Annotated in this window: 1 protein-coding gene and 2 pseudogenes; 1 reads left to right on the plus strand and 2 read right to left on the minus strand. The window is 55.0% G+C overall.

All coding sequences use genetic code 11. The annotated features are described in order from the left end of the window. A pseudogene (locus A3754_RS03830) lies at positions 1–446 on the minus strand (23S rRNA (guanine(2445)-N(2))/(guanine(2069)-N(7))-methyltransferase); the annotation flags it as partial. A gap of 255 nt (positions 447–701) precedes the next feature. On the opposite strand from A3754_RS03830, the gene rmf reads away from it, so the two are divergent. Beyond that, positions 702–908 carry a ribosome modulation factor gene (gene rmf / locus A3754_RS03835; RefSeq protein WP_007149522.1) on the plus strand — a complete coding sequence of 69 codons (207 nt, stop codon included), beginning with the start codon at positions 702–704 and terminating at the stop codon, positions 906–908. A 230-nt stretch (positions 909–1,138) separates the two neighbouring features. On the opposite strand, the pseudogene A3754_RS25915 reads toward rmf, so the two are convergent. Then, positions 1,139–1,294 (minus strand): annotated as a pseudogene (locus tag A3754_RS25915) (quinone-dependent dihydroorotate dehydrogenase); the annotation flags it as partial.

Genomic DNA, 1,294 nt, shown 5'->3' on the forward strand with positions numbered 1-1,294 from the left:
TCACCGGCCAGATCCAGCCACAGGTGCGCTTCGTTCAAGTCCAGACGGGCACGGATACAGCAACTGCCCTTCGGTTCCCGCGAAATCGCAAACTGCTCTGGTAGAGCCTGGATAAAACGTTTGGCGCTGATCCGGTTATCACCCCGTACCTCTGCGCCGTGCTCAATGTGCACGTGTACCGGCGCATTGTTGCCCACCAAAGACAGCCAATCCTGGCTGGCAGCCAGCTTTTCCGGGGCAATATCAGGGGTGACCCCCAACGTGGCCAGATGCAACAGAACCCGCTCGGACAGGCGCGACCACAGGCACACCTTAAGGGCATCCGCAGAGCCCCCAGTGAAGCTCACGTGGGCGCGCCCGGTTTCTGTTACGGATATGCCCAATGAAGACAATCCATCACTGAGCAAATCTGCCAGGCCTGGCATGCAGGTGGCCACAAATTCCATTACCAAATCCTCTTAAGTGACTGATTCATGCCCCACCCGAAAAACTAACTGCTTGTTTTTCATGGCATTACACAAACGGTCATCAACCTGTCCTTTATACGTCATATGCTTAACCAGCACTGACCATATTGCTACATGGTATTCGACACCACCTTACCGCTTTCACATACTGAATGTGTCGGCCCCGCTACTTGGCTACATATTCAGCCGAGGGGCCATTTTTCGGTACCGCTATCTGTGAAAGGGAAAGCGTTTATGAAGCGACAAAAACGTAGTAAAGACGACCGCGCTTACAACCGGGGATACAACGCCGGCCTGGATGGAAAATCCCGCGAAGACTGCCCGTTTGGCACGCTCCAGGCACGCACCAACTGGATGGGGGGATGGCGCGAAGGTCGCACTGACTTTGCTCACGGAATGCTCGGCGTCGCCAGCATCCAGAATCTGAAAAATATCGGTTAATATCTTCCAGTTTCACAACGCCGACGCGTTCACGCGCCGACCCACAGGGCCCCACCCGGGCCCTTTTTAATATCCGTCTTTAATGTCCATCTCAATACGCAACCAGGATGAAAACCTTTTGACCACTGAGAACGCCCTCGCTGCACGAGGTTCGTCCCCTGGAAGGGAACGCCTACAGCGGCTTCGTATAAAGCGCTAGCAGGCGGCTGAAAACCCGTTGCGCCTTTAGCTCAAATGCCTTTCGGCCAGGCACGGGCAATATCACCGATCAGACCCGGCCCCTGGTAGATCAAGCCACTGTAAATCTGTACCAGGTCCGCACCCTGGCGCTGTTTTTCCAGCGCATCATCAGCACTATTGATGCCCCCCACGCCGATAATCGGGAT

The organism is Alcanivorax sp. HI0083 (assembly GCF_001635175.1).